General features: G+C 74.2%; 17 protein-coding genes. 10 read left to right on the top strand and 7 right to left on the bottom strand.

Annotated elements, in window-relative coordinates; translation table 11 throughout:
• Nucleotides 1-56 precede the first annotated feature (56 nt).
• Both LV78_RS07720 and LV78_RS07715 read right to left on the bottom strand, forming a co-directional pair.
• On the bottom strand, nt 57-1457 hold the full coding sequence (locus LV78_RS07720; RefSeq protein WP_253844025.1) for a glycosyltransferase family 87 protein: 1401 nt from the start codon (nt 1455-1457) through the stop codon (nt 57-59).
• Complete coding sequence (locus LV78_RS07715) at nt 1454-2224, bottom strand: deoxyribonuclease IV (protein ID WP_253844024.1); 771 nt, start codon at nt 2222-2224, stop codon at nt 1454-1456. Before LV78_RS07715 ends, LV78_RS07720 begins: the two co-directional genes overlap by 4 nt.
• 175 nt (nt 2225-2399) lie before the next feature.
• Here LV78_RS07715 and LV78_RS07710 point away from each other — a divergent pair, with 175 nt between their 5' ends.
• The 6 genes from LV78_RS07710 to dnaB all read left to right on the top strand — a co-directional run bounded on the left by LV78_RS07710 (nt 2400) and on the right by dnaB (nt 7951).
• On the top strand, nt 2400-3371 hold the full coding sequence (locus tag LV78_RS07710; protein ID WP_253844023.1) for a hypothetical protein: 972 nt from the start codon (nt 2400-2402) through the stop codon (nt 3369-3371).
• 210 nt (nt 3372-3581) lie between these two features.
• Entirely contained in the window at nt 3582-3929 is a 348-nt protein-coding gene (rpsF, locus tag LV78_RS07705) for a 30S ribosomal protein S6 (protein ID WP_253844022.1), read from the top strand.
• A gap of 13 nt (nt 3930-3942) precedes the next feature.
• Nucleotides 3943-4449, top strand: a complete 507-nt coding sequence (locus LV78_RS07700; RefSeq protein WP_015805709.1) for a single-stranded DNA-binding protein — start codon at nt 3943-3945, stop codon at nt 4447-4449.
• 51 nt (nt 4450-4500) lie between these two features.
• Nucleotides 4501-4740, top strand: coding sequence for a 30S ribosomal protein S18 (gene rpsR / locus LV78_RS07695; protein ID WP_253844021.1), 240 nt, complete (start codon nt 4501-4503; stop codon nt 4738-4740).
• A gap of 19 nt (nt 4741-4759) precedes the next feature.
• Nucleotides 4760-5215 carry a 50S ribosomal protein L9 gene (gene rplI / locus LV78_RS07690; protein WP_253844020.1) on the top strand — a complete coding sequence of 152 codons (456 nt, stop codon included), beginning with the start codon at nt 4760-4762 and terminating at the stop codon, nt 5213-5215.
• A 417-nt stretch (nt 5216-5632) separates the two neighbouring features.
• Nucleotides 5633-7951 carry a replicative DNA helicase gene (gene dnaB / locus LV78_RS07685; protein ID WP_425546826.1) on the top strand — a complete coding sequence of 773 codons (2319 nt, stop codon included), beginning with the start codon at nt 5633-5635 and terminating at the stop codon, nt 7949-7951.
• 215 nt (nt 7952-8166) lie between these two features.
• Here dnaB and LV78_RS07680 read toward each other — a convergent pair whose 3' ends face one another.
• Nucleotides 8167-9672 carry a helix-turn-helix domain-containing protein gene (locus tag LV78_RS07680; RefSeq protein WP_253844019.1) on the bottom strand — a complete coding sequence of 502 codons (1506 nt, stop codon included), beginning with the start codon at nt 9670-9672 and terminating at the stop codon, nt 8167-8169.
• A 271-nt stretch (nt 9673-9943) separates the two neighbouring features.
• Between LV78_RS07680 and LV78_RS07675 the strand changes: the two genes are divergently transcribed.
• Nucleotides 9944-10318 (top strand): STAS domain-containing protein, encoded by a 375-nt coding sequence (locus LV78_RS07675; RefSeq protein WP_096497487.1) that lies wholly within the window; start codon nt 9944-9946, stop codon nt 10316-10318.
• A 30-nt stretch (nt 10319-10348) separates the two neighbouring features.
• Here the strand turns inward: LV78_RS07675 and LV78_RS07670 are convergent, their stop codons facing one another.
• Entirely contained in the window at nt 10349-11101 is a 753-nt protein-coding gene (locus tag LV78_RS07670) for an SDR family NAD(P)-dependent oxidoreductase (protein WP_253844018.1), read from the bottom strand.
• 86 nt (nt 11102-11187) lie between these two features.
• Between LV78_RS07670 and LV78_RS07665 the strand changes: the two genes are divergently transcribed.
• The 3 genes from LV78_RS07665 to LV78_RS07655 all read left to right on the top strand — a co-directional run bounded on the left by LV78_RS07665 (nt 11188) and on the right by LV78_RS07655 (nt 13847).
• Nucleotides 11188-12024, top strand: coding sequence for a helix-turn-helix transcriptional regulator (locus LV78_RS07665; RefSeq protein WP_253844017.1), 837 nt, complete (start codon nt 11188-11190; stop codon nt 12022-12024).
• A 46-nt stretch (nt 12025-12070) separates the two neighbouring features.
• Nucleotides 12071-12961 (top strand): exonuclease domain-containing protein, encoded by an 891-nt coding sequence (locus tag LV78_RS07660; protein WP_253844016.1) that lies wholly within the window; start codon nt 12071-12073, stop codon nt 12959-12961.
• Between the two features lie 103 nt (nt 12962-13064).
• Nucleotides 13065-13847, top strand: a complete 783-nt coding sequence (locus tag LV78_RS07655; RefSeq protein WP_253844015.1) for a diguanylate cyclase domain-containing protein — start codon at nt 13065-13067, stop codon at nt 13845-13847.
• A 281-nt stretch (nt 13848-14128) separates the two neighbouring features.
• On the opposite strand, the gene LV78_RS07650 is transcribed toward LV78_RS07655, so the two are convergent.
• The 3 genes from LV78_RS07650 to LV78_RS07640 form a co-directional block, all read right to left on the bottom strand.
• On the bottom strand, nt 14129-17191 hold the full coding sequence (locus LV78_RS07650) for a beta strand repeat-containing protein (protein WP_253844014.1): 3063 nt from the start codon (nt 17189-17191) through the stop codon (nt 14129-14131).
• A 176-nt stretch (nt 17192-17367) separates the two neighbouring features.
• Nucleotides 17368-18207: a hypothetical protein gene (locus tag LV78_RS07645; protein ID WP_253844013.1), complete on the bottom strand. Its 840-nt coding sequence runs from the start codon at nt 18205-18207 to the stop codon at nt 17368-17370.
• Between the two features lie 292 nt (nt 18208-18499).
• Complete coding sequence (locus tag LV78_RS07640; RefSeq protein ID WP_253844012.1) at nt 18500-21106, bottom strand: hypothetical protein; 2607 nt, start codon at nt 21104-21106, stop codon at nt 18500-18502.
• Between the last annotated feature and the right edge of the window lie 95 nt (nt 21107-21201).

The raw sequence follows: 21201 nt of genomic DNA, 5'->3' as shown, positions 1-21201 counted from the left end.
CCCGCTGTGGGAAGGGCGCCTTCGGCGTCGTCGGGGCCTTCGGGGCTCCGGGGCCGTCAGGCCTGCGCGGGCGACGGCGGTGGCGACGGCGCGAGGTGGGCGGTGATCCGCTCGCGGGCGGACGGCACCACGTCCGACTTGAGGAAGAGGTAGAACAGCGCCACCAGCAGCGCGGCCCGGCCCCACACGCCGATCACCACGGCCTGCGCGGAGAACCCGTCGTAGATGCCCGACGGCTGCCCCTGCTCGATCGCGTAGTACCAGCGGAAGATCCCGATCCCCATCGCCAGGTCGGCGGCGAAGTAGGCGAACGACCAGGCCAGCGGCACCCGCATCAGCACCAGCATCGGCACCAGCCACAGCGTGTACTGCGGCGAGTGCACCTTGTGCAGCAGCAGGAACCCGCACAGCATCGCGGCCGAGACCGGGATCCACGGGTAGACGCCCTCGCGGGTCCAGCGCAGCCAGCCGACCCAGCAGGCCAGGCCGAACGAGATCAGCATCGTCATCGGCGACAGCACCCCGACGATCGCCTGCATCGCGTCGTCGCTCATGAACGGGCGCATCGACCAGTACCAGATGGAGTTGGTGGTGATGTCCACCCGCCGCATCCCCTGGAACGCGAACGACGCCTTCCAGCCCTCCAGGCCGAAGACCGCGAACGGCAGGTTCACCACCACGACCGTCACGATCGAGGCCAGCGCGACCTTCACCGCGCCCACCACGTCGTACCGGCCGCGCTGCGCGGTCAGCACGTGCAGCGCCAGCGGCAGCACGAAGATCGCCGGGTAGATCTTGAACGCGAACCCGAGCCCCAGCAGCACGGACGCCACCAGCGCCCGGTCGAGCAGCGGCCGGTCCGCGCCCCTGCGCCCCCAGCCGCGCTGCACCACGTAGGCCGCGGCGACCGCGCAGAACACCACCGGCAGGTCCCAGTTGTGGTACGCGTACAGCACGAGCGGCGGGCCGATCGCCCACAGCAGCGCGCGCCAGCGGGCCAGCTTGCCCAGCAGCCAGCCGGTGGCCAGCCCGAACGGGGCCATCAGCAGCGCGGAGAACAGCAGGAACTCGGCGTCGGTGTGCGCGAAGATCGCACCGCCCCAGATCAGCAGGCCGGTCAGCACCGGGTACTCGACCACGCCGCCGATCAGCACGCCCTTGGGCGTGATCCCGCCGTGCACGTAGGGGAACACGTGCCGGTCGACGTCGCGCCCGATCCAGAGGTGCTGGATGTCGGAGTAGCAGACCTCCTGCTTGTTGCGCACGTCGTAGTCCGGCTCGGTCCGGCCCCACTGGTTGAACTCGGGCCCGGTGCAGCGGTCCTTGTTGGCGTACCCGGCGAGCAGGGTCAGCCCGCACAGGAGGACCAGCGCGGCCAGCGCCGCGCGGCCGAACCGCCGGGTGCGCGTACCGGCGTCGTCCACCAGCGGGGCCACCGCCTCCCGTGTCGTGCTCATCGGGCCAGGTGCTCGCGGAGGTAGGCGATGTCGGCCGCCTGGCCGTCACCGGGCGTCTCCACCAGGACCGGCGCGCCCGCCGAGGCGCACACCGCGACGAGCTGCTCGGGGTCGATCTTGCCCGATTCGACGTTCGCGTGCCGGTCCCTGGACGAGCCGAACTCGTCGCGGGAGTTGTTCAGGTGCACCAGGTCGATCCGGCCGGTGAGCGCCTTGACCCGCTCCACGACGCCGACCAGGTCCTCACCGGCGGCGAACGCGTGGCAGGTGTCCAGGCAGAACCCGGCGCCGAACTCGCCCACCGCGTCCCACAGCCTGCCGAGGCGGTCGAACGAGCGGGCCATGGCGTTGTCGCCGCCCGCCGTGTTCTCGATCAGGATCGGCACCCCGAAGCCGCCGTCGTCGACCTGCCGCTCGAACAGCTTGCGCCAGTTGGCGATGCCGTCGGCCGGGTCGTCGTCCTTGGTGACGTGCCCGCCGTGCACGATCAGCCCCAGCGCGCCGACCTCGGCCGCGCGCGCCGCGTGCTGCACCACCGCCTTGCGGGACGGGATGCGGACGCGGTTGTTCAGCGAGGCCACGTTGATCAGGTACGGGGCGTGCACGAAGACGTCGAGCTCGGAGTCTTTGAGCGCCTGCGCGTGCTGGTGCGCCCCCGGCGCCTTCCAGCTCTGCGGGTCGCTGAGGAAGAACTGGACCACCTCGGCCCCGCGCTCGGCGGCGGCGGCGAGCGGATCGTCGTCTCGGACGTGAGCCCCGATGCGCATGAGGTGCAGGGTAGCCGTGCCGGGGCGGGGTCCGGTCGGCAGCGCCACGACGAGGAGCACCCGATCGCCGATCGGCAGGCGCCCGCGCGCGGCCCTAGGCTCGTTACCAACAAGTAGGAAGTGCGCCGCCCAGAGCGCTCGGAACCGCTCGGCGGCCCGGCACCGGGAGGCGACGATGCGCACCCGAAGCACCCGCTTGGCAGGCGCCGGGACCGCGCTGGCCGTGGTCGGGACGACCGCCTGGCTGGGCGCGGGGACGGCGGCGGCGGCGGCGGAACCCGTGGTGCTGGGGGAGTGCCGGACGGTGGTGCGGGGCGAGCCGGGGACGCCGCTCGCGCTGAGCACCTCCGCCGTGCTCGCGCCGGTCACCGACCTGGTCAGGGCGGTCCCGCTGCTGGGTCCGGGGCTGGCGGAGCCGTTCCGGACCGCGTTCGCCGCGCTGCCGCCGATCCCGATCGGCGCGATCCCCACCGGGCAGGGCGTGGTCACCGGCGGCCAGATCGCCGCGCGGGTCAACGGGGCGCTGGGGGAGCTGCCGCTGCTCGGTCCCGTGCTGACCACCGTGACCGGCGGGGTCGGCCGGGTGCTGGGCGGGCTGTGCTCGGTGACGGCGATCGGGGTCAACGCCGTCGTGGCGCCCGTCCAGGAGGGCGTGGGCGGGGTGGCCGACGCGTCCGAGGCGGTCGTGGAGCAGGTGCTGCCGCCCGTGCCGCAGCGGCCAGCGCCCCAGCAGCCCGCGCCACCCGCGCCGCAGCCGCAGCCGCAGCAGCCACCCGCCCGGCAGCCCGAGGAGCTGCCGGGGCAGGGCTCGGGAACGGGGCGGGGCGCGACCACCGGGACCTCGTCGGCCGTCGCCGCCCCAGGGCGGGACCTGCTGCGGTGGGGCGCGGACTTCACCCAGGCGCCCGCGCTCGGGCACGGGGCGCTGCCGTTCGCGGCGCGCGGCGAGGTCGGCGGTCCCGGCGCGGGGCGGGGGCTGCCTCAGGCGGCCGATCGCGGGGACGCCCACGAGGCCGGGCGGGCGCGGGCGCTGCCGGGGCTGGCCAACGGGGTGGCGACGCCGGTGCTGCTGGCCGTGGTGCTGCTGGCGTGCGTGACGGGTGCGCTGGTGCGCACCTGGGTGCTGCGCCGCACGTCCGCCCGCTGACGAGGCGCGCCCGCCGGGCCGCGCGAAAGGCCCGACCGATGATCTTGAACCGCTCGGGGTTCCCGCCTCCCGCGCGCCCGAAACGCGTCGCGGACCAGTCGGTTTCACCGAGCGGGCCGAACCCCTGTAGGCTGTTCGGGTTGCTGACGCGACGACCCTCCTGCCACGGAAAGCCCGTGGCCGTGAGTCCACAGGAGGTGAGTGGTCTTCATGCGTCATTACGAAGTGATGGTCATCCTCGACCCCAGTCTCGACGAGCGCACGGTCGCGCCCTCGCTCGACACGTTCCTCAACGTCATCCGCACGGCGGGTGGCAACGTCGAGAAGGTCGACGTCTGGGGCAAGCGCAGGCTGAGCTTCGAGATCAACAAGAGCGCCGAGGGCATCTACGCCGTCCTCGACCTCCTCTCGACGCCCGAGGCCGTGAAGGAGCTGGACCGCCAGCTGGGTCTGCAGGAGACGGTGCTGCGCACCAAGGTCCTGCGCCGCGACCCCGCGAAGGCCGCCAAGGCAGCTGCCAAGGCCGCCGCGCGGGCCGCCGCTAAGGCCAAGGCCTGAGGGAGAACCGGACATGGCAGGCGAGACGACGATCACGGTGGTCGGGAACCTGACCTCCGATCCGGAACTGCGCTTCACCCAGTCCGGTGCGGCGGTGGCCGGTTTCACGGTCGCCTCCACCCCGCGCACCTTCGACCGCCAGTCCGGCGAGTGGAAGGACGGCGAGGCGCTCTTCCTCCGCTGCAACGTGTGGCGCCAGGTCGCGGAGAACGTGGCCGAGACGTTGACCCGCGGTTCGCGGGTGATCGTCACCGGCAGGCTCCGCCAGCGCTCCTTCGAGACGAAGGAGGGCGAGAAGCGCACCGTCGTGGAGCTGGAGGTCGACGAGATCGGCCCCTCGCTGCGCTACGCGACCGCGAAGGTCAACAAGGTGAGCCGAGGTGACGGCGGCGGTGGCGGCTACGGCGGCGGCCAGCAGCAGTCCCGCGGTGGTGGCGGTGGCGCCCCGGCCGACGACCCGTGGGGCTCCGCGCCTCCGGCGGGTTCCGGCGGCGGTTTCGCCGACGAGCCTCCCTTCTAGACCAGCACCGGTCACCCCAGAACCTCACCGCGTCACTCCAGGAGTACACACATGGCCAAGCCGCCTGTGCGCAAGCCCAAGAAGAAGGTCTGCGCGTTCTGCAAGGACAAGAACGCCAACCTGATCGACTACAAGGACACCACCCTGCTCCGGAAGTACATCTCGGACCGGGGCAAGATCCGCGCTCGTCGCGTCACCGGCAACTGCAGCCAGCACCAGCGCGATGTCGCCATCGCGGTGAAGAACGCCCGTGAGATGGCGCTGCTGCCCTACACCTCGACCGCTCGCTAAGAAGAAGGGGGATAACACCGTGAAGCTCATCCTCACCGCTGATGTCAGCGGCCTCGGTGGCCCCGGCGACATCGTCGAGGTCAAGGACGGCTACGGCCGCAACTACCTGCTGCCCCGCGGCCTGGCGATCCTCGCCACCAAGGGCGCGGCCAAGCAGGTCGAGGTCATCCGCCGCGCGCAGGAGACCCGTCGCGTCCGCGACCTGGACCACGCGAAGGAGATCAAGGCCTCCCTGGAGGGCTTGGGTTCCGTCTCGCTGAAGGCCAAGGCCGCCGCGGGCTCCAAGAAGCTGTTCGGCTCCGTCACCTCGTCCGACGTCGTGTCCGCGGTTCGCGCCGCGGGCGGCCCGTCGCTGGACAAGCGGTCCGTGGACCTGGCGGGCCACATCAAGACCCTGGGCAAGCACTCGGTCACCGTCCGACTGCACCCCGAGGTCACCGTGTCGCTGCCCGTCGAGGTCTCCTCGGTCGGCTGAGTGCGCTCCGGAAGCGCCGTCCGCCCCGTCGCGGGGTGGGCGGCGCTTTCTGCTGAGTTGTCCACAGCCCCTGTGGAGAACTCGCTGTGACGGGGTCGCCACGACACGCCGTGCGACAAGTAACACGCGACACGCCGAAGTTGTGACCCACTAATTTCTCCACAACTCACTCACAGGGTCTGACCTGGGAATTTTGGAATCACAGGTCGAGTTGTCCCCAAGTTGTCCACAGGTTCGAGGCGACCTGTGGTCAGCTCGGCCAAACCATCCCCAAGTTCTCCACAGGCTTGTCCACAGGCCCGGTTGCTTGGTCCGTCCGGGTGGCTCTAGCGTCCCTGTGTCGCTGTGCGTGGCTCCTCGCCGATACCGGGGAGCCGGGGTAGAACGGTCGGCACGAACGGATTGGGGTGGGTCGCTGTGGCGGTGGTGGACGACCGGGGCATGGCCGAGCCAAGCTTCGAACGGCAGCCGCCCCAGGACTTGGCCGCGGAGCAGTCCGTGCTCGGCGGGATGCTGCTGAGCAAGGACGCGATCGCCGACGTCGTCGAGGTGCTCGCGCCGAACGACTTCTACCGGCCGGCGCACCAGGCGGTGTACGACTGCGTCCTCGACCTGTACGGCCGGGGCGAGCCCGCCGACCCGATCACGGTGTCCGCGGAGCTGGAGCGCAGGGGCGAGCTGCTGCGGGTGGGCGGCGCGCCGTACCTGCACACCCTCATCGCGACCGTGCCCACCGCGGCGAACGCGAGCTACTACGCCGAGATCGTCGCCGAGAAGGCGGTGCTGCGCAGGCTCGTCGAGGCCGGGACGCGCATCGTGCAGCTCGGCTACAACGGCGCCGAGGGCGCCGACGTGGACGAGGTGGTGGACCGGGCGCAGGCGGCCATCTACGAGGTGACCGAGCGCCGCACCACCGAGGACTACGCGGTGCTGGAGGAGCTGCTCCAGCCGACCATGGACGAGATCGACGCCATCGCCTCGCGAGGCGGCTCGTCCCTCGGCATCCCGACCGGCTTCGCGGACCTGGACCAGCTGACGAACGGCCTGCACGGCGGTCAGATGATCATCGTCGCGGCCCGTCCCGGCGTCGGCAAGGCGCTGGCCCTGGACACCCCGCTGGCCACCCCGACCGGGTGGACCACGATGGGCGAGGTCCAGGTCGGCGACCACCTGCTCGACGCGGACGGCCTGCCGACGCGGGTCGTCGCGGCGACCGGGGTGCTGCGGGGCAGGCCCTGCCACGAGGTGGTGTTCTCCGACGGGTCGGTGCTGCTCGCCGACGCCGCGCACCAGTGGCTGGTCGGCGCGCCGGGGGCTTCCGCCGTGCGCACGACCGCCGAGCTGGCCGAGGCGCTGGGCCGGGGCGAGACCCCGTCGGTGCTGAACGCCGCGCCGCTGGCGCTCCCCGACCGGCCGCTGCCCATCGCGCCCTACTCGCTGGGCGTGCTGCTCGGCGGCCACGCCGCGTCCGCGCGGTTCACCTCGGAGGACGCCGAGGTGCTGTGGAACGTGGAGTCGGACGGCTACGCGGTGCGCGCCTCCCCGGCCTGCCAGGGCTGCGGGACGCCGTCCACCGGCGTGCGCGAGTGCCCGGAGTGCCACAGCGAGCGCGGCACCCTGCAGGGCCTGCTGCACGGCGCGGGCGTGCTGGGATCCGAGCGCGTCCCCGCCGGGTACCTGCGGGCGTCCGAGCCGCAGCGGCGCGCGCTGCTCGCCGGGCTGCTGGACACCGCTGGGGTGGTGGCCGAGGACGGCTCGGTGCGGTTCGACGCGGCGGGCGACGGCCTGGCGCGGGACGTGCGCGAGCTGGTCGTCGGCCTGGGCTACCGCTGCGGCGGGACCGGGACCGGGGTCGTCTTCGAGGCCGGGGACGACGTCTTCCGGGTGGAGCGCAAGCGGCTGGAGCACAAGGACCTCGGGCAGCGCGGGGACGCCGGTGCGCGGCTCGTGGTCGAGGTGCGGCCGGTGGCGAGCGCGCCGGTGCGCTGCGTGGAGGTCGACAACACCGCCCACCTGTACCTGGCCGGTCGGTCGATGATCCCGACGCACAACTCGACGCTGGGGCTGGACTTCGCCAGGTCCTGCTCGGTCAAGCACGGGCTGACCAGCGCCATCTTCTCGCTGGAGATGAGCCGCACCGAGATCGTCATGCGGATGCTGTCCGCCGAGGCGCGCATCCGCCTCGGCGACATGCGCGGTGGCACCATGAGCGACGACGACTGGACCCGGTTGGCGCGCCGGATGAGCGAGATCAGCGAGGCGCCGCTGTTCGTGGACGACTCGCCGAACCTGACCATGATGGAGATCCGGGCGAAGGCGCGAAGGCTCAAGCAGCGGCACGACCTGCGGCTCGTGGTGGTGGACTACCTCCAGCTGATGTCGTCGGGCAAGAAGACCGAGTCCCGCCAGCAGGAGGTCTCGGAGTTCTCCCGGAACCTGAAGCTGATCGCGAAGGAGCTGGAGGTCCCGGTGATCGCGATCAGCCAGCTGAACCGAGGTCCCGAGCAGCGCACCGACAAGAAGCCGCAGCTGTCCGACCTCCGCGAGTCCGGCTCGCTGGAGCAGGACGCGGACATGGTCATCCTGATCAACCGCCCGGACGCCTGGGAGCGCGACGACCCGCGCGCGGGCGAGGCCGACCTGATCATCGCCAAGCACCGCGCCGGGCCGACCGCGACGATCACGGTGGCCCACCAGCTGCACTACAGCCGGTTCACGGACCTGGCGCAGGGCTGACCTGAGGGGTCGCCGGGCGGGCGCGGGCCGCCCGGTGACCGCCACCCCCAGCCACGGACGAACGGCCGTCGCGGTCACCGGGCAGACCCTCCGCGCGCCGGTTGCCCCGCGCGCTGGGACCGGTCGCGCGCTGCGCCCCCGGTCCCGGCCGTCCCCCTGCGGCTGCTCCGACGTAGCCGGCCGCTGCAGGGCGGGACGAGTTGCGGACCGCACGGTCACCGGTCGCGCCGGTTTCCCGGTGACCGGTGAGCGCGGCTCCCGGCGGGTCGGGTCAGAGGGAGCCGAGCGCGCGCAGGGGCGAGCCACAGCTCGTGCTTGGCGCTGGGCGCGTGCAGCAGCGAGCGGCCGAGCGCGCGCTCGACCTTGGTCAGCCGCTTGCGCGTGGCCGGTGCGGAGATGGCCAGCGCCGACGCGGTGGCGGGCAGCCGGGCGTCGGCGCGCAGCCAGGCCAGGACCGTCTCGACGCCCGCCCGGTCGATCGGGCGCAGCCGGGACCTGGCCCAGACGCCCGCGACCGGGGTGGCCAGCAGGCCGTCGAGCTCGCCCGCCGGGCCCGGTGTGGTGGCGGCGGCGCCTGCGCGGTGGGTGGTGTGCAGGCGCAGGGCGAGCCAGGCCGCCGACTGGTCGGCGACGCTGGTCAGGTCGAGGCCGAGCAGGGCTTCGAGCAGGCGCAGGCGCGCGGACAGCGTGTTGCGGTGGATCTTGAGGTGGCGGCTGGCCCCGGTGTCGAAGGCGATCCAGGAGTTCAGGGTGGCCAGGAGCTCCTCGGCGCCGGGATCGGCCCGCCGCGCGGGCACGTGGGTCAGGCACGGCGCGAGGAACCCGGCCGCCCAGGACGGGCCGCCCGCGCCGAGGAACGGGGTGAGGTCGGCGTCCCGGTCGAACCGGGCGCACCGGCCGGGCACGCCCCTGGCCAACGCCAGCGCGTGGAACGCCTGCTCGTAGCCGAGCGCGGTCTCGCTCAGCGGCACCTCCTGGCTCACGCCGGTCCTGGCTTCCGGCACGTGCTCGGCGATCAGCCGGTCCAGGTCCGGCCGGTCCCGCTGCTCCCGCCTCGGGGGGACGAGCGCGATCAGGTGCCGGGGGCGGACCGGGCAGGGCACGATCCACGCGCGTCCCCGCGCGAAGCGCTCGACCTGGTCGGCGACCTGGGAACGCCTGCCCGGCGGGCACTCCACCACGTGCACGCGGGCCATGTCCGGCAGTCCCGGTCCCAGGGTCGCGGCGATCCGCCTGGCGGCGGCCAAGCTGCCGATCATCAGCAGGTGCAGCACGGCCTCGCGGCCCTGCGCCAGCGCCGACGCGACCCGCTCGGCCAGTGCCACCCGCCAGGCGAGGCCGAGGATCCGGGCGGCGTCGGCGAGCGGGGCGCCGTGCCCCGGCCTGCCCGCCACCACCAGGTACGGGGCCGCGCCGCCCGCCGCGTCGAGTCGGACGACGTCGATGGCGCCGTCCGCACCGCCGAGCACCGCCGAGGGCACGCCGTCGCGGTGCAGGACGGCCACGGCGGCGGAGGCCACGACCAGCGCCGACGGGTGGGGCGCTGACCGCCTCGCGGGCGCCGCGAGGGTCCTGCCCCCGGCGTCGAGCAGCACCGCCGTCCCACCGGTGCGCCGGGCGAGCCAGTCGAGCAGCGCGCCGACCGCGTCGGGCTGGGCGGCCAGCCGGACCAGCGCGACGACGTCGTCGGCCCGCTCGGCTGAGCCCGCTGTCGCAGTCACCTGACCCGGTCCGACGTCGACCACCCCCTGGGCGCGCGAGCCGACCATAACCGGATTCGCCCACGCCCGAACAGAGCGGGAGGCGCGCCACCTGCGGGTTCGGCCGCGCCACCGCGCCGCTCGGCTCGCCGGGGCGCCGGGTCGCCGCCGCGCCGCAGGGCTGGAACCGATCTTCGATGACATCATCGGGGGAGGAGCCGAGGAATCGAGGCAGGTCGAGACCAGCGTTCGCACCGGACCGAGCGCCCACTACCGACGGGAGGTCGCCCCCATGGGCCTGAAGGTGAGCAAGCACCGCGTCGACCACGGCGAGGGCTCGTTCCTCGTCGCCGGGATCTCGGGGGTGGTGGACCTGTTCACCTCCCCGAAGCTGTGGACGGAGCTGGTGGTCGAGGAGATCGACGAGGGCGCGTTCCTCGTCGTGCTGGACCTGGAGCGGGTCGAGTCGCTCGACCACCACGGGCTCGGGGTGCTCGCCGGGGCGCTGGCCAAGGTCCGGGCCAACGGCGGCGCGCTCGCGCTGGCCGGGGTGGGCGAGACCGTGCTGGACGCGCTGGAGCTGGCCCGCTTCGACGAGATCATCCCGATCGCGGACACGGTCGAGGAGGCCATCGCGATGGCCAGCGGCGAGGAGCCCGCGCCGTGACCGGTCAGGGCGCGGGCCCGTCGTCGCGGGTCAGATGCCGGTTCCGCCCGCCACCGGGAGCACCGCGCCGGTCACGTACGAGGCGCGGTCGCTGAGCAGCCAGGCCGCGGCCTCCGCCACCTCCTCGGGCGCGGCGGCCCTGCCGAGCGGGGTGGACGCGACGATCCGGTCGATCACGCCGGGGTCGTGCGACTCCCAGTCGTCGACCATCTCGGTGCGGGTCAGGCCCGGCGCGATGGCGTTCACGCGGATGCCCGCGCTGCCGTAGGTGACGGCCGCCGACTCGGTCAGGCTGTTGACCGCGCGCTTGGCCGCCGCGTAGGCGGGCAGCGCGGGGTTCGCGATCAGGCTGCCGACGCTGCTGGTGTTGACGATCGCGCCGCCGCCGGTGGGGATCATGGCCTTGACCTCGGCGGCCACCGCGTGGAACACGCCCTTGAAGTTGACCCGGACGATCAGGTCGAGGTCGTCCTCGCTCACGTCCGCGAGCGGGTGGGGCGGGGTGGCCGTCCCGCCGTTGTTGAACGCGACGTCGAGCCTGCCGTGCCGCTCGACGACCGTGCGCACCAGGTGGTCGATGCTCTCCTTGTCACCCAGGTCGGTGACCACGTACGAGGCTCCTGGCAGCTCCGAGGCGAGGGACTTGAGCGCGCCCTCGCTGCGCGCGGCGAGCACCACGGTGGCGCCCTCGGCGGTGAACAGGCGGGCGGCGGCGGCGCCGATGCCCCGGCTGGCCCCGGTGACGAGCGCGATCTTGTCGGCCAGCAGTCCGGTCTTGGTCATGGCTCCACCGTGCCGCGCCGCGAAGCGCTCAGGCAGGCCCTGCCCGTACCTGTCAGACGGCGGTCGCGGGCGGCATCCTCGGGGGCGTGGACAAGGCTGAGCTGGGCCGCTTCCTGCGGTCGCACCGCGAGCGGCTGTCGCCGGGGACCGTGGGACTGCCTTCGGGCGGACCGCGCCGCACCCCCGGTCTGCGGCGCGAGGAGGTGGCGGGGCTGGCGCACATCTCGACGCAGTACTACACGCGGCTGGAGCAGGCGCGCGGTCCTCGGCCGTCGCGGCACGTGCTGGTCGCGCTGGGCAGGGCGCTGCGGCTCACCGACGCCGAGCGGGACCACCTGCACGCGCTGTGCGGGCGGCCCGCGGAACCACCGGGCGTGTCCCGCGACGTCCCCGACCGGGTGATGGACCTGGTGGAGCGGCTGCCGGACACCGCCGCGGTGGTGCTGGACGCGAAGTACGACGTGCTGGTGTGGAACCCGCTGGCGGCGGCGCTGCTGGAGGACTTCTCGGCGCGGCCCCCTCGGGAGCGCAACATGATCCGCCGGTACTTCCTGGACCCAGACCCGGCGCGCAGGCACTACGGGATCGAGGACGGCGGCGAGTTCAGCCGGTTCGCGGCGGCGCACCTGCGGGCGGTGGCCGCCCGCTACCCGCGCGACCGGGGCGTCCAGGAGCTGGTGCGGGAGCTGCTGCGGGGCAGCGCCGAGTTCGCGGAGCTGTGGCGGGTGGCCGAGGTGTCGGGCGAGCACGGCATGGCGAAGGTCGTGGCGCACCCCCGGCTCGGCCCGATCCCGCTGGACTGCGACGTGCTGGTGGTGCCGGAGCGGGACCAGCACGTGGTGCTGTTCACCGCCCCGCCCGGCACGCCGGGGCACGACGCGCTGCGGCTGCTGTCGGTGCTCGGCCTGCAGGAGGTGCCCTGAGGGTGGGCGGACCGGGGTCGGGCGGGCCGGCGGTAGGTTCGTCGGCGTGGGTTACGCGGTGGTCGACGTGGAGACGACCGGGTTCCGGCGGTCCGACCGGGTGGTCGAGGTGGCCGTCGTGCAGCTGGACCGGGACCGGCGGGTCACCGGCGAGTGGTGCACGCTGCTGAACCCCGGCCGGGACCTCGGCCCGCAGCACGTGCACCGGATCAGGGCCGCCGACGTGTGGGGCGCGCCGACGTTCGCGCGGGCGGCGGGCGCGCTGGCGCGGCGGTTGGCCGGGCGGGTGCTGGTGGCGCACAACCTGGCGTTCGACGCGCGCTTCCTGGCCGCCGAGTTCGGTCGGGTCGGGGTGGACGCGGACTTCGACGGGCTGTGCACGATGCGGTTGTCGGGTGGGCGGCGGTCGCTGCGGGACTGCTGCGCAGGCGCCGGGGTGCCGCTGGTGGACGCGCACTCGGCGCTGGCGGACGCGCACGCGGCGGCGGCGCTGTTCGCGCGCCTGCCCGAGGCGCCCCCGGCGGGCGCGCTGGACCTGCCGCCGCTCGGCGAGGACGTGCCCGAGGTCCGGCGGGGCGCCGCGGACCTGGCGCCGTCCAGCGCTCCGGCGAGCGGTGGCGAGGGGCCTTCGGCGCGGTTGGCGCGGGGCGACCTGGTGGTGTTCACCGGGCAGATGGACGACGCGCGCGACGTGTGGGTGGACCGGGCGCTGGGCGCGGGCCTGCGGGTGAACTCCGGTTACGTCACGCGCGCCACGGCGCTGCTGGTCGCGGCCGACCCGTTCTCCCTGTCGACCAAGGCGAGACGGGCCCGCGCGTACCGGGTGCCGATCGTGTCCGAGGGCGCGTTCGCGGCGCTGCTCGCCGGTCTCGCCACCACGCGCACCGGCGGTCTTCCCGACGGGCTCGTCGACGAGCCGCTGGGCAAGATCAGCTGAAAGATCACCGGACCGGGTGGTCGCGCAGGTGTTGAAATGCCAGCTCGGCGCGGGGAGGCTGCGAAGAAGGCCCATGCAGCCCCCGGTGGGAGGCACGACTGCGATGCGCACCCGGATCGGTCCCTGGGACGAGCTGATCGCGGAGCTGCCCGTGGGCGTGCTGCTCCTGGACGCGCGGGGCGCGGTGCTCGCGGAGAACCGGGTGGCCGCCGAGCTGGGCGCGGCGGGCGAGGCGCGCGACGACTCGGGCGCGCCGCTGCCGTCGCGGGCCGAGCTGGCCAGGCAGGTGCTGCGCAGCAGGTCGACGCTGGTGCTGCCGGTGGTGCTGCCGCGCACGCGGGTGTGGGCCGAGTACCAGCCGCTGGACGAGCGGGTGCTGGTGCTGCTGCGCCCGGTGCAGGCCGACGTGCCGCACAGCGCGGGTCTGGTCGACCCGCTGACCGGGCTGCCCGGCCGGGCGCTGCTGCTGGACCGGCTGGACCAGGCGCTGGTGCGGGCGCGCACGCACGGCACGCTCGCCACGCTGGTGCTGCTGGACGTGCGGCACCTGGCCGAGGTGAACCGGGCGCACGGGTTCCACCGGGGTGACGAGCTGCTGGTGGTGCTGGGCGCGCGGCTGCGGGCTGGCTTGCGCGCGGACCACACGGTGGCCAGGTACGGCGGCGACGAGTTCGCGGTGGTGGCCGAGCACCCGAACGGGACGGGCGAGGCGGTCGCCGCGCGGGTCGGCGAGCTGGCCGGTCGCGCGGTGCGGATGTCGGGCGCGCGGGTGCGGCCGGGGGTGCGGGTGTGCTGGGTGACCAGCGACGGCGCGATCCCGGTGCACGCGCTGGTCGGGCACGCGCAGGACCGGTTGCGCGGGCGCGGCCGGGCCTCGGAGAACTGACCGCCGCTCCGGCGCGCAAGCGCTTGGCGCCGCGCGGACCCCGGCGGACGAGCACGAACCCGCCACGTCGCCCCCGCCACGTCGCCCCCGCCGGACCACTCCCACCGCACTGCCCAGACACGCACTGCCCCGACCGCGTCGCCCTGCACCGCGTCGGGTCGAACCCCGCACCCGCCCTCGCACCCCGGTGCCACCACCCGCCCCGCGCAAGGGCTCGGCCCCCGGCGCGGATCGCGCCGGGGGCCGAGCGGGAGGGTGGTTCAGCTAGTCGTGCTCAGCGCTCAGAGCGAGCCGAACATCGACGGGATCGCCAGCAGCGAGCCGAGCGGCGAGCCGCCCTTCTGGCCGCCGAGCTGCTCCAGCGGGTTGACCTTCAGGCCGCTGGTGGCCTTGGTCAGCTGGTCGGTCGGCAGGGTCGGGGCCGAGGAGCGCTGGCCACCGGTCAGGCCGCCCACCAGGGGCAGACCGCCCTGGGTCAGGCCGCCGACCACCGGCAGGCCGCCACCGGTCAGGCCACCGACCAGGGGCAGACCGCCCTGGGTCAGGCCGCCCACCACGGGCAGGCCGCCACCGGTCAGGCCACCGACGACCGGCAGGCCGCCTCCCTGGGCGCTGCGACCGCTGATGCCCGGCAGGCCACCGGTCAGGCCACCCACCAGCGGCAGGCCGCCACCGGTCAGGTTGCCCACCGGCAGACCGCCGGTCAGGCCGCCGACCACGGGCAGGCCACCGGCGAGGCCGCCGACGACCGGCAGGTCGCCCTGGAACGAGCGCTCCATCATGAACACGTTGTTCAGCAGCGGCAGGCTCGTGATCGACAGGTGGCGGTCGACCGAGCTGGGCAGGTTGATGCCCTTGGTGTCGCCCGCGCCGTCGACCTCGTCGCCGGTCTCGACCTCGTGCGTGCTGGACACCAGCGTGGTCGCGGTGCCGAGGACCTGCGCGGGCACGTCCACCACGGTCGCGGCGGCCTCGACCGGCGCGTACACCTCGGCGGCGGACAGCGAGCCGGAGCCCACCGTCTCGGTGCTGCCGCCGACCTGGGTCAGGGCGGTGGAGTCGGTGACGCTGTCGGCCAGGCCGAGCACCGACACGGCGTCGCCGTGGACGGCCGGGCTGCCGGAGATCGGCGCGGTCACCAGCATCCCTGACGCGGCCGAGTCGAGGCCCGAGGTGTCGTGGTCGCCGCCGACGACGAGGGTGCTGTCGTTGGTGTGCGTGGTGTTGCCGTTGCCCGCCACGCCACCGGCGATGCCGAACACCTGCGCGGGCAGGCCGATCTGCGGGGCGATGCCGTTGCCGGACACCGAGGCGTTGTCGCCGTTGGTGGCGACGTCGCCGCCGGTGGTGACGTCGGCGGTGTTGCTGGTGACGACGTCGCCGTTGCCCGCGACCACGACCGAGTGGCCGAAGGACTGGAGCGTGGACGCCAGCGGGACCGAGGCGACGTTGCCCGCGATCGCGCCGTCCTCACCGGTGGAGACGGCGTCGCCGCCGACCGTGGAGGTGAGGAAGTTGTCGCTGTTGCTGTAGTGGTTGCCGCCGACGCCCACCGCGGACCCGAAGAGCTGCGCGATGTTGTTGGTCGGGGCGTACGCGATGTTGCCGGAGATCGAGCCGTGCTTGCCGGTCGCCTCGGCCGGGCCGCCGACGTCGAACGTGCTGTCGCTGGTGGCGGTCGCGTTGGTGTTGCTCAGGATGCCACCGGCCATGCTGTGCATCTGCAGGCCGAGCGCGGTGGGCAGGCCGACCGCGTTGCTGGACACCGTGCCGTCGTCGTCGCGGGTGTTCGGCTCGCCGCCGACCGCGGAGCCCTTGACCTCGTCGGCCGTGCCGTCGGCCTGGCCCAGCACCGAGAACGCGTTGCCGAAGGACTCGGCGGGCACGAACGAGGGCAGCGACACCAGGTTGCCGGACACGACGCTGTCGTTGCCCCGGCTGGCGTTGAGGCCGCCGACCTCGGTGGTGACGAGGTTGTTGCAGTTGCCGTCGGCGTTGCCGCCCGCCGAGAGGCCGGTGCCGCACAGGTCGGCGGGGACGGTCACCGGGGCGGAGACCACGTTGGAGCCGAGCACGGCGCCGTCGCCGTTGGTGAAGGTGTTGCCACCCACCAGCGTCGTGGAGTCGTTGGTGTGGTCGGCCGCCGCGTTGCCGAGGACCGCCGCGCCGTTGCCGCCGACCGCGGCGGGCAGGCCGATCGGCAGGTCGCCGATGCTGCCGGACAGCGTGCCGTTCTCGCCGGTCGTGCTGGTGAAGCCGCCGACCTGCGAGTAGTTGGACGCCGAGGAGGTGGCGGTGGAGTTGCCCGCGACCACGACCGCGTTGTCGTCGGCCGAGATGGGCCCGGCGATCTGCGGCTGGAGGATGTTGCCCGCCAGGGTGCCCCGGTTGCCCGAGGTCTCCGCGTAGGTGGGCAGGTCGAAGATGCCGGTGTGCTCGCTGCCCGCCGTGGCGGTGGCCGAGTTCTCGGCGAGCACGTCGCCGTTGCCGAGCACGCCCGCGGCGTTGCCGTTCACGGCCGCGATGGGCGCCAGCGGGGCCAGCAGCGCGTTGCCGCCGCCGAAGCTGTCCGCGCCGCTCGTGGTGATGGTGCCGGGCACCTCGGCGGTGACGTCGGACGAGCCGTTGGCGAGCGCGTTGCCGATCGTGCCGACCGCGTTGTTGTTCAGCTGCACCGGCACGGCCCACTGGCCCGCGACGACGTTGCCGGACAGCGAGCCGCGCTCGCCGGAGGTGGTGATGTCGCCGCCCGCGACGGCGGACTGCGACGCGGTGGTGTTGGCCTCGGCGTTGCCCAGGCCCGCGATCGCGTTGCCGGTGACCGAGGTGGGCACGGCGGCGGCGATGGCGACGACGTTGCCCGCGAGCGAGTCGCGGGAGCCGTCGGTGATGGTCGTGCGGGTGCTGCTGGCCTCCTGCTCGCAGTCGGCCTCGACGTAGGCGTCGCCCAGGGCGCCGATCGCGTTGCCGCACACCATGACCGGCACGACGAGGTCGCCGACGATGCGGTTGTTGCGGATGATCTGGTCGGAGCCGATGCCCCGGCTGTCCTTGACGAGCGGGTTGGACTGCTTGCCCATCATCGTGTTGAGCGAGGGGACGACGAGCTTCTCGTCGATCTCGGGCAGCTCGACCGCGTCGCCCAGGACGCCGATCGCGTTCTTCTCGACGAGGACGGGGATCTCGATGTCGACGTCGGCCAGCTCCTGGCCGATGCTGTCGAGCATGGAGGGGGCGAGGTCGGGGCTGACCCGCTCCTCAGCGGAGGCGATGCCCGTGCCGAGCATCAGCAAACCACCGGTGACAAGTGCGGACTGGAGACCGCGCTTGGCCCAGGTCTGCATGTTTTCTCCTTCGATCAGTGAATGGGGGGTGGTCGGACGCGGACGGCGTCTGGGGGACGACCACCCGATTTCGGAAGAGCGCGCGGCGGATCGCCCGGAACGCGGTGCTCAGCGAAGAGCGCGCAGGCCGGAGACCGAGGGGCACGGGTGTGCCGCCTCGAAACCGCGCGCGGTGATCAGTCGGGGGTGATGCCGGGCTGCTTGCCGGGCATCGCGGTGTTCCGCTCGGTGGCGGGCAGCAGTGCCCGCGCCGCAGCGGTGGGAACACCGGAGGTGGACGCGATCGTGGAGAGCGCGCCGCCGTTGTTGTTGGACGAGGAAGCGCCGTCCGCGCCGCACGAGCAGTGCGCGGGCGTGCCGGAAGCGGGCACGACCGGGACGGACGGCAGGTCCGGGGTCACGGGCTGCGCAGGGCGGGCCTCGGCGGGCGCGTCGCGGTGCGACCGCTCGACCGGGGCCGCCTGGGCGACGACCGCCCTGGTGGACCGCTGCTGGGCCTCGACCTCGGCCGCGGCCGGGGTCTCGGGGGCCGCGACGGTCGCGGCCTCCGGTTCGGCCGGGGCCTGGTGCTGCGCGGGGAGCGCCGGGATCGCGGTGGGCGCGAGGCCCTGGTCGACGCGCTGGGCGTCCTGGACCTCGACCACCTGCAGCACCGGTTCGGCCCCGAGCAGGTCGCCGACCTGGTCCACGGCGCCGCGGACGTTCTCCACGACGCGGCCCAGGTCGGCCTGCGGGATCTCGGCCAGCGCCTCGCGCTGGGCCCGGATCACCGCGTCGAGGTCCTCGACCGCCTTGTCGACGGGGGAGAGGACCTCGCTGAGCGGACCGCTGCCGAGCACGCCCTCCGCGAGGACGCCGACCGGGTTCAGGTCGGCGGTCTCGGCGGAGGCCGGTGCGGCGGACAGCGCCCAGGCGGCGGCAGTGCCAGCCAGCGCGCCGCCCGCGACGAGCAGCGCTCGGGACAGCAATCCGCGGAAGCGGACCACCTTCCCGACTCGCTGCGCCGCTGCGGACACGCTGGTACCTCCACCTGGGAAAACGGACTCGGGGAGTCGGCTTGCACGATCACCGCCGTGGCTGGCCGACGCCGAGAGCCTGCCAGTGCTGCTCCCCTTGGCGCACCCCTTGACTGCTCTGTTCGCCGGATCGTGTGATCGCCACCGTGCGTTTCACCAGGATGACGCCTAGTAGCCGAGAAATTCTCGGATCTTCCGTGTCACGAACCCCGGTCGGGGACGCCGCCGCAGGTCAGCCGTTCGTGGACGGCCGAACCGGAACGACGGCGTCCCTCCGGGCCGTCACCGTCCGTCAGACCCGCTTCAGCACGCGGGCCGCGCCCGCCGCCGCCGTGGACGCCAGGATCCAGCCCACCGCGATCAGCGCGCTGGCGATCCACTGGGACACCCCGGTGAACTGCCAGCGGTTGTCCTGCCCCAGGTCGATGATCGGCAGCAGCAGGTCGGCGGCCAGCAGCCACGGGTTCCACACCGGCGACTCGTCGTCGTTGAGCTTGAGCATCTCGTGCCACTGGAACCACAGGGCCCCGAACAGCCAGAACGCGCTGAGCCAGGTGATCGCCAGCCACGGCCGGTAGCCGTAGCCGACCGTCCAGCGCTGGAGGGAGCCCCACGCCCGGTGCGCCAGGCCCAGCTCGGAGTACCGGCGGTGCTGCTTCTCGACCAGCACCACCTGGGCCAGCTCCTCGTCGCCGCCGTCCCGGTAGACGGCGGCCAGCTGCTCGTACGGGCCGGGCGCGAAGTCCGGCTGGACCTCGCGCAGCCAGCGCAGCCGGGTGCGCACGTCCACGTCCGGGACGGAGGCGATGGACCCGAAGGTGAAGTCCTCCACCGCGACCCCGCCGCCCGCCGCCCACAGCCCCGGCCCGTCCACGACCGAGGCCGCGCGGGTCCCGGTCAGCACGACCCGGCCGCGCGGGGCCTGCTCGGCGTCGAGCCGGAGCACGAGCTGCTGGGCGGTCATGCCCCTGGCGCCCAGCGCGGTGCCGCCGGGGTCGCGGCCGAGCAGGGCGCCCGCGAACGTCGCGGTCTTGCCGACCTCGGCCAGCAGCAGCCGGACGCCGCCCTCGGCGGTGAAGCCGCCGCTGCACAGCAGGTCCTTGCCGACGGTGGCGACGCGGGCGTCCAGCGACGGCTTGGCGGTGCCGTCGTCCCTGCGGCGCGGATCGCGCAGCACCGCGCCGGTGCAGTCGAGGGTGGAGCCGATCTCGGCGTTCTGCAGGCGCAGGGAGCCCTGCGCGCGCAGGTCGCGCAGGAAGAGCGTGCCGCCGACCTTGAAGCGGTCGGCGAACAGGACGTCGATGCCGGGGCCGACCAGGCGCGCGCCGGACAGGCTGGCGCTGCCGCGCACGCGGGCGTCGACCAGGCGGACCTGGCCGTGGGCGAGCAGCGCGGCCTCGCGGGCGCTCGGGCCGGTGAACGCGCCGTGCGCGGCGCCCCTGGCGTCGAGGTCGCCCCGGATCTGGACGCCGTCGGCGTGCAGGGCGACCGGGATGTGCACCAGGCCGTCGTCCTCGGAGTCGGGTTCGGGCTCGGCGGTCCCCGGCCGCTCGGCCGGGTCCGCACTGGCGCCCGCCTGCTCGGCGGCGGTCGGCTCTGCGGCGGTCGGTCCGGCGACGGTCGGCTCGGCGACGGTCGACTCGGCGACGGTCGACTCGGCGGCTTTCGCGGGGACGTCGGCGCCGCTCGCGGGAGCACCGCCCGAACCGCCCTCCCCCGCTCCGCCGGGGCTCGCCGCACCGGTCCCGTCGGCCCCGCCCGCGCCCACCCCGCTCGCACCCGCCCTGCCCGCGCCCGGCCTGCCCGCACCCGGCCTGACGGCCCGCTCGACCAGCGCCTTCTGCCCGATCCGCGCCCCGGACAGCCGCAGGTAGCCGCCGATCTCCGCGTTCGGCAGCCGGACCGTCCCGGTCGAGGTGAAGCCGTCGTCCAGCTCCACGTTCCCGTCGACCCTGATCCGGTCGGCGACCAGCGCGGCGGCCTCGTCGGCGGTGCCGCGCGGGATCACCAGCACCGGGCGCTCCACGGTGCTCGCCCGCAGCCGCGCGCCGGAGAACACGACGTTGCCGCCGACCCGCGCGCCGTCCAGCAGCACCCGGCCCTCGGCGGTGAACCGGCCGCCCTCGGCGTCGCAGAGCAGGCTGCCCGCGACCCGGACGCCGCTGGCCTCCAGCGCGTTGTGGCCGGGGTTGATCAGCCGGGCGCCGCCGAGGTGGACGCTGCCCCCGAAGTCGGCCCCGCGCAGCCGGACCTCGCCCCGCGCCCTGAGCGCGACCGCCATCAGCGAGCCGGAGACCCTGATCCTGGCGGCGAGCAGGGCGTGCGCGCCCCCGCGCAGGACCGCGCCCGCGAGGCGGAACGTGCCGTCGACGGTGGCGTCGGTCAGGTCGACCACGCCGTCGCTGGTGAACCCGGCCTCCAGGACCAGGTCGCTGCGCACCCGGACGTTGCGGGCGCGCAGGCCGGGCACCTTGCAGGCGCGCATCCGCAGCCCGACCAGGCGGGCCATCCGCAGGTCCGGCGGCTGCTCGAAGGTGCAGTCGAGCAGGTCGACCACGTGCGGCACCCGCGCCCCCTCCAGGCCGAACAGGCCGACGACGTGCGCGTTGATCAGCCGCAGCGCGGGCGGGCCAGGCGGCGCGGTGCGGGCGGACGCGAACTTGGCCGGGATGAACCTGGCCGGGGTCGAGCGGACCTTCGGGCGCTCGTCCGGGACGGCCTCGGCGACGGCCGCCCTGATGGTCGCGGGCCGGATGGTGGCGGTGCCGTTCAGCAGGGCGGCGAGGAACGCCCCGCGCACCGTCCGCTCCCGCTGCGGGGTCCTGGCGCCGAACCTCAGCCGCGTGCCGCCCGCGAACGCGGCGGCCACCCGCTCCTCTGCTGCGCTGATCGCTTCCACAACCCGATCCGATCATCCGGGTGGCGCGCTTGACCAGGTTCGGTGACGGGTACTGCTGAGCTGCGCGAAGTCGGGACCCCGGCGGGGGTGGGCGG

It is taken from the genome of Actinosynnema pretiosum, assembly GCF_024171695.1.
In the GTDB taxonomy this organism is placed as follows: domain Bacteria; phylum Actinomycetota; class Actinomycetes; order Mycobacteriales; family Pseudonocardiaceae; genus Actinosynnema; species Actinosynnema pretiosum.
The sequence above is the reverse complement of the archived record's forward strand: the minus strand, read 5'-3'. Positions and strand labels throughout refer to the sequence as shown.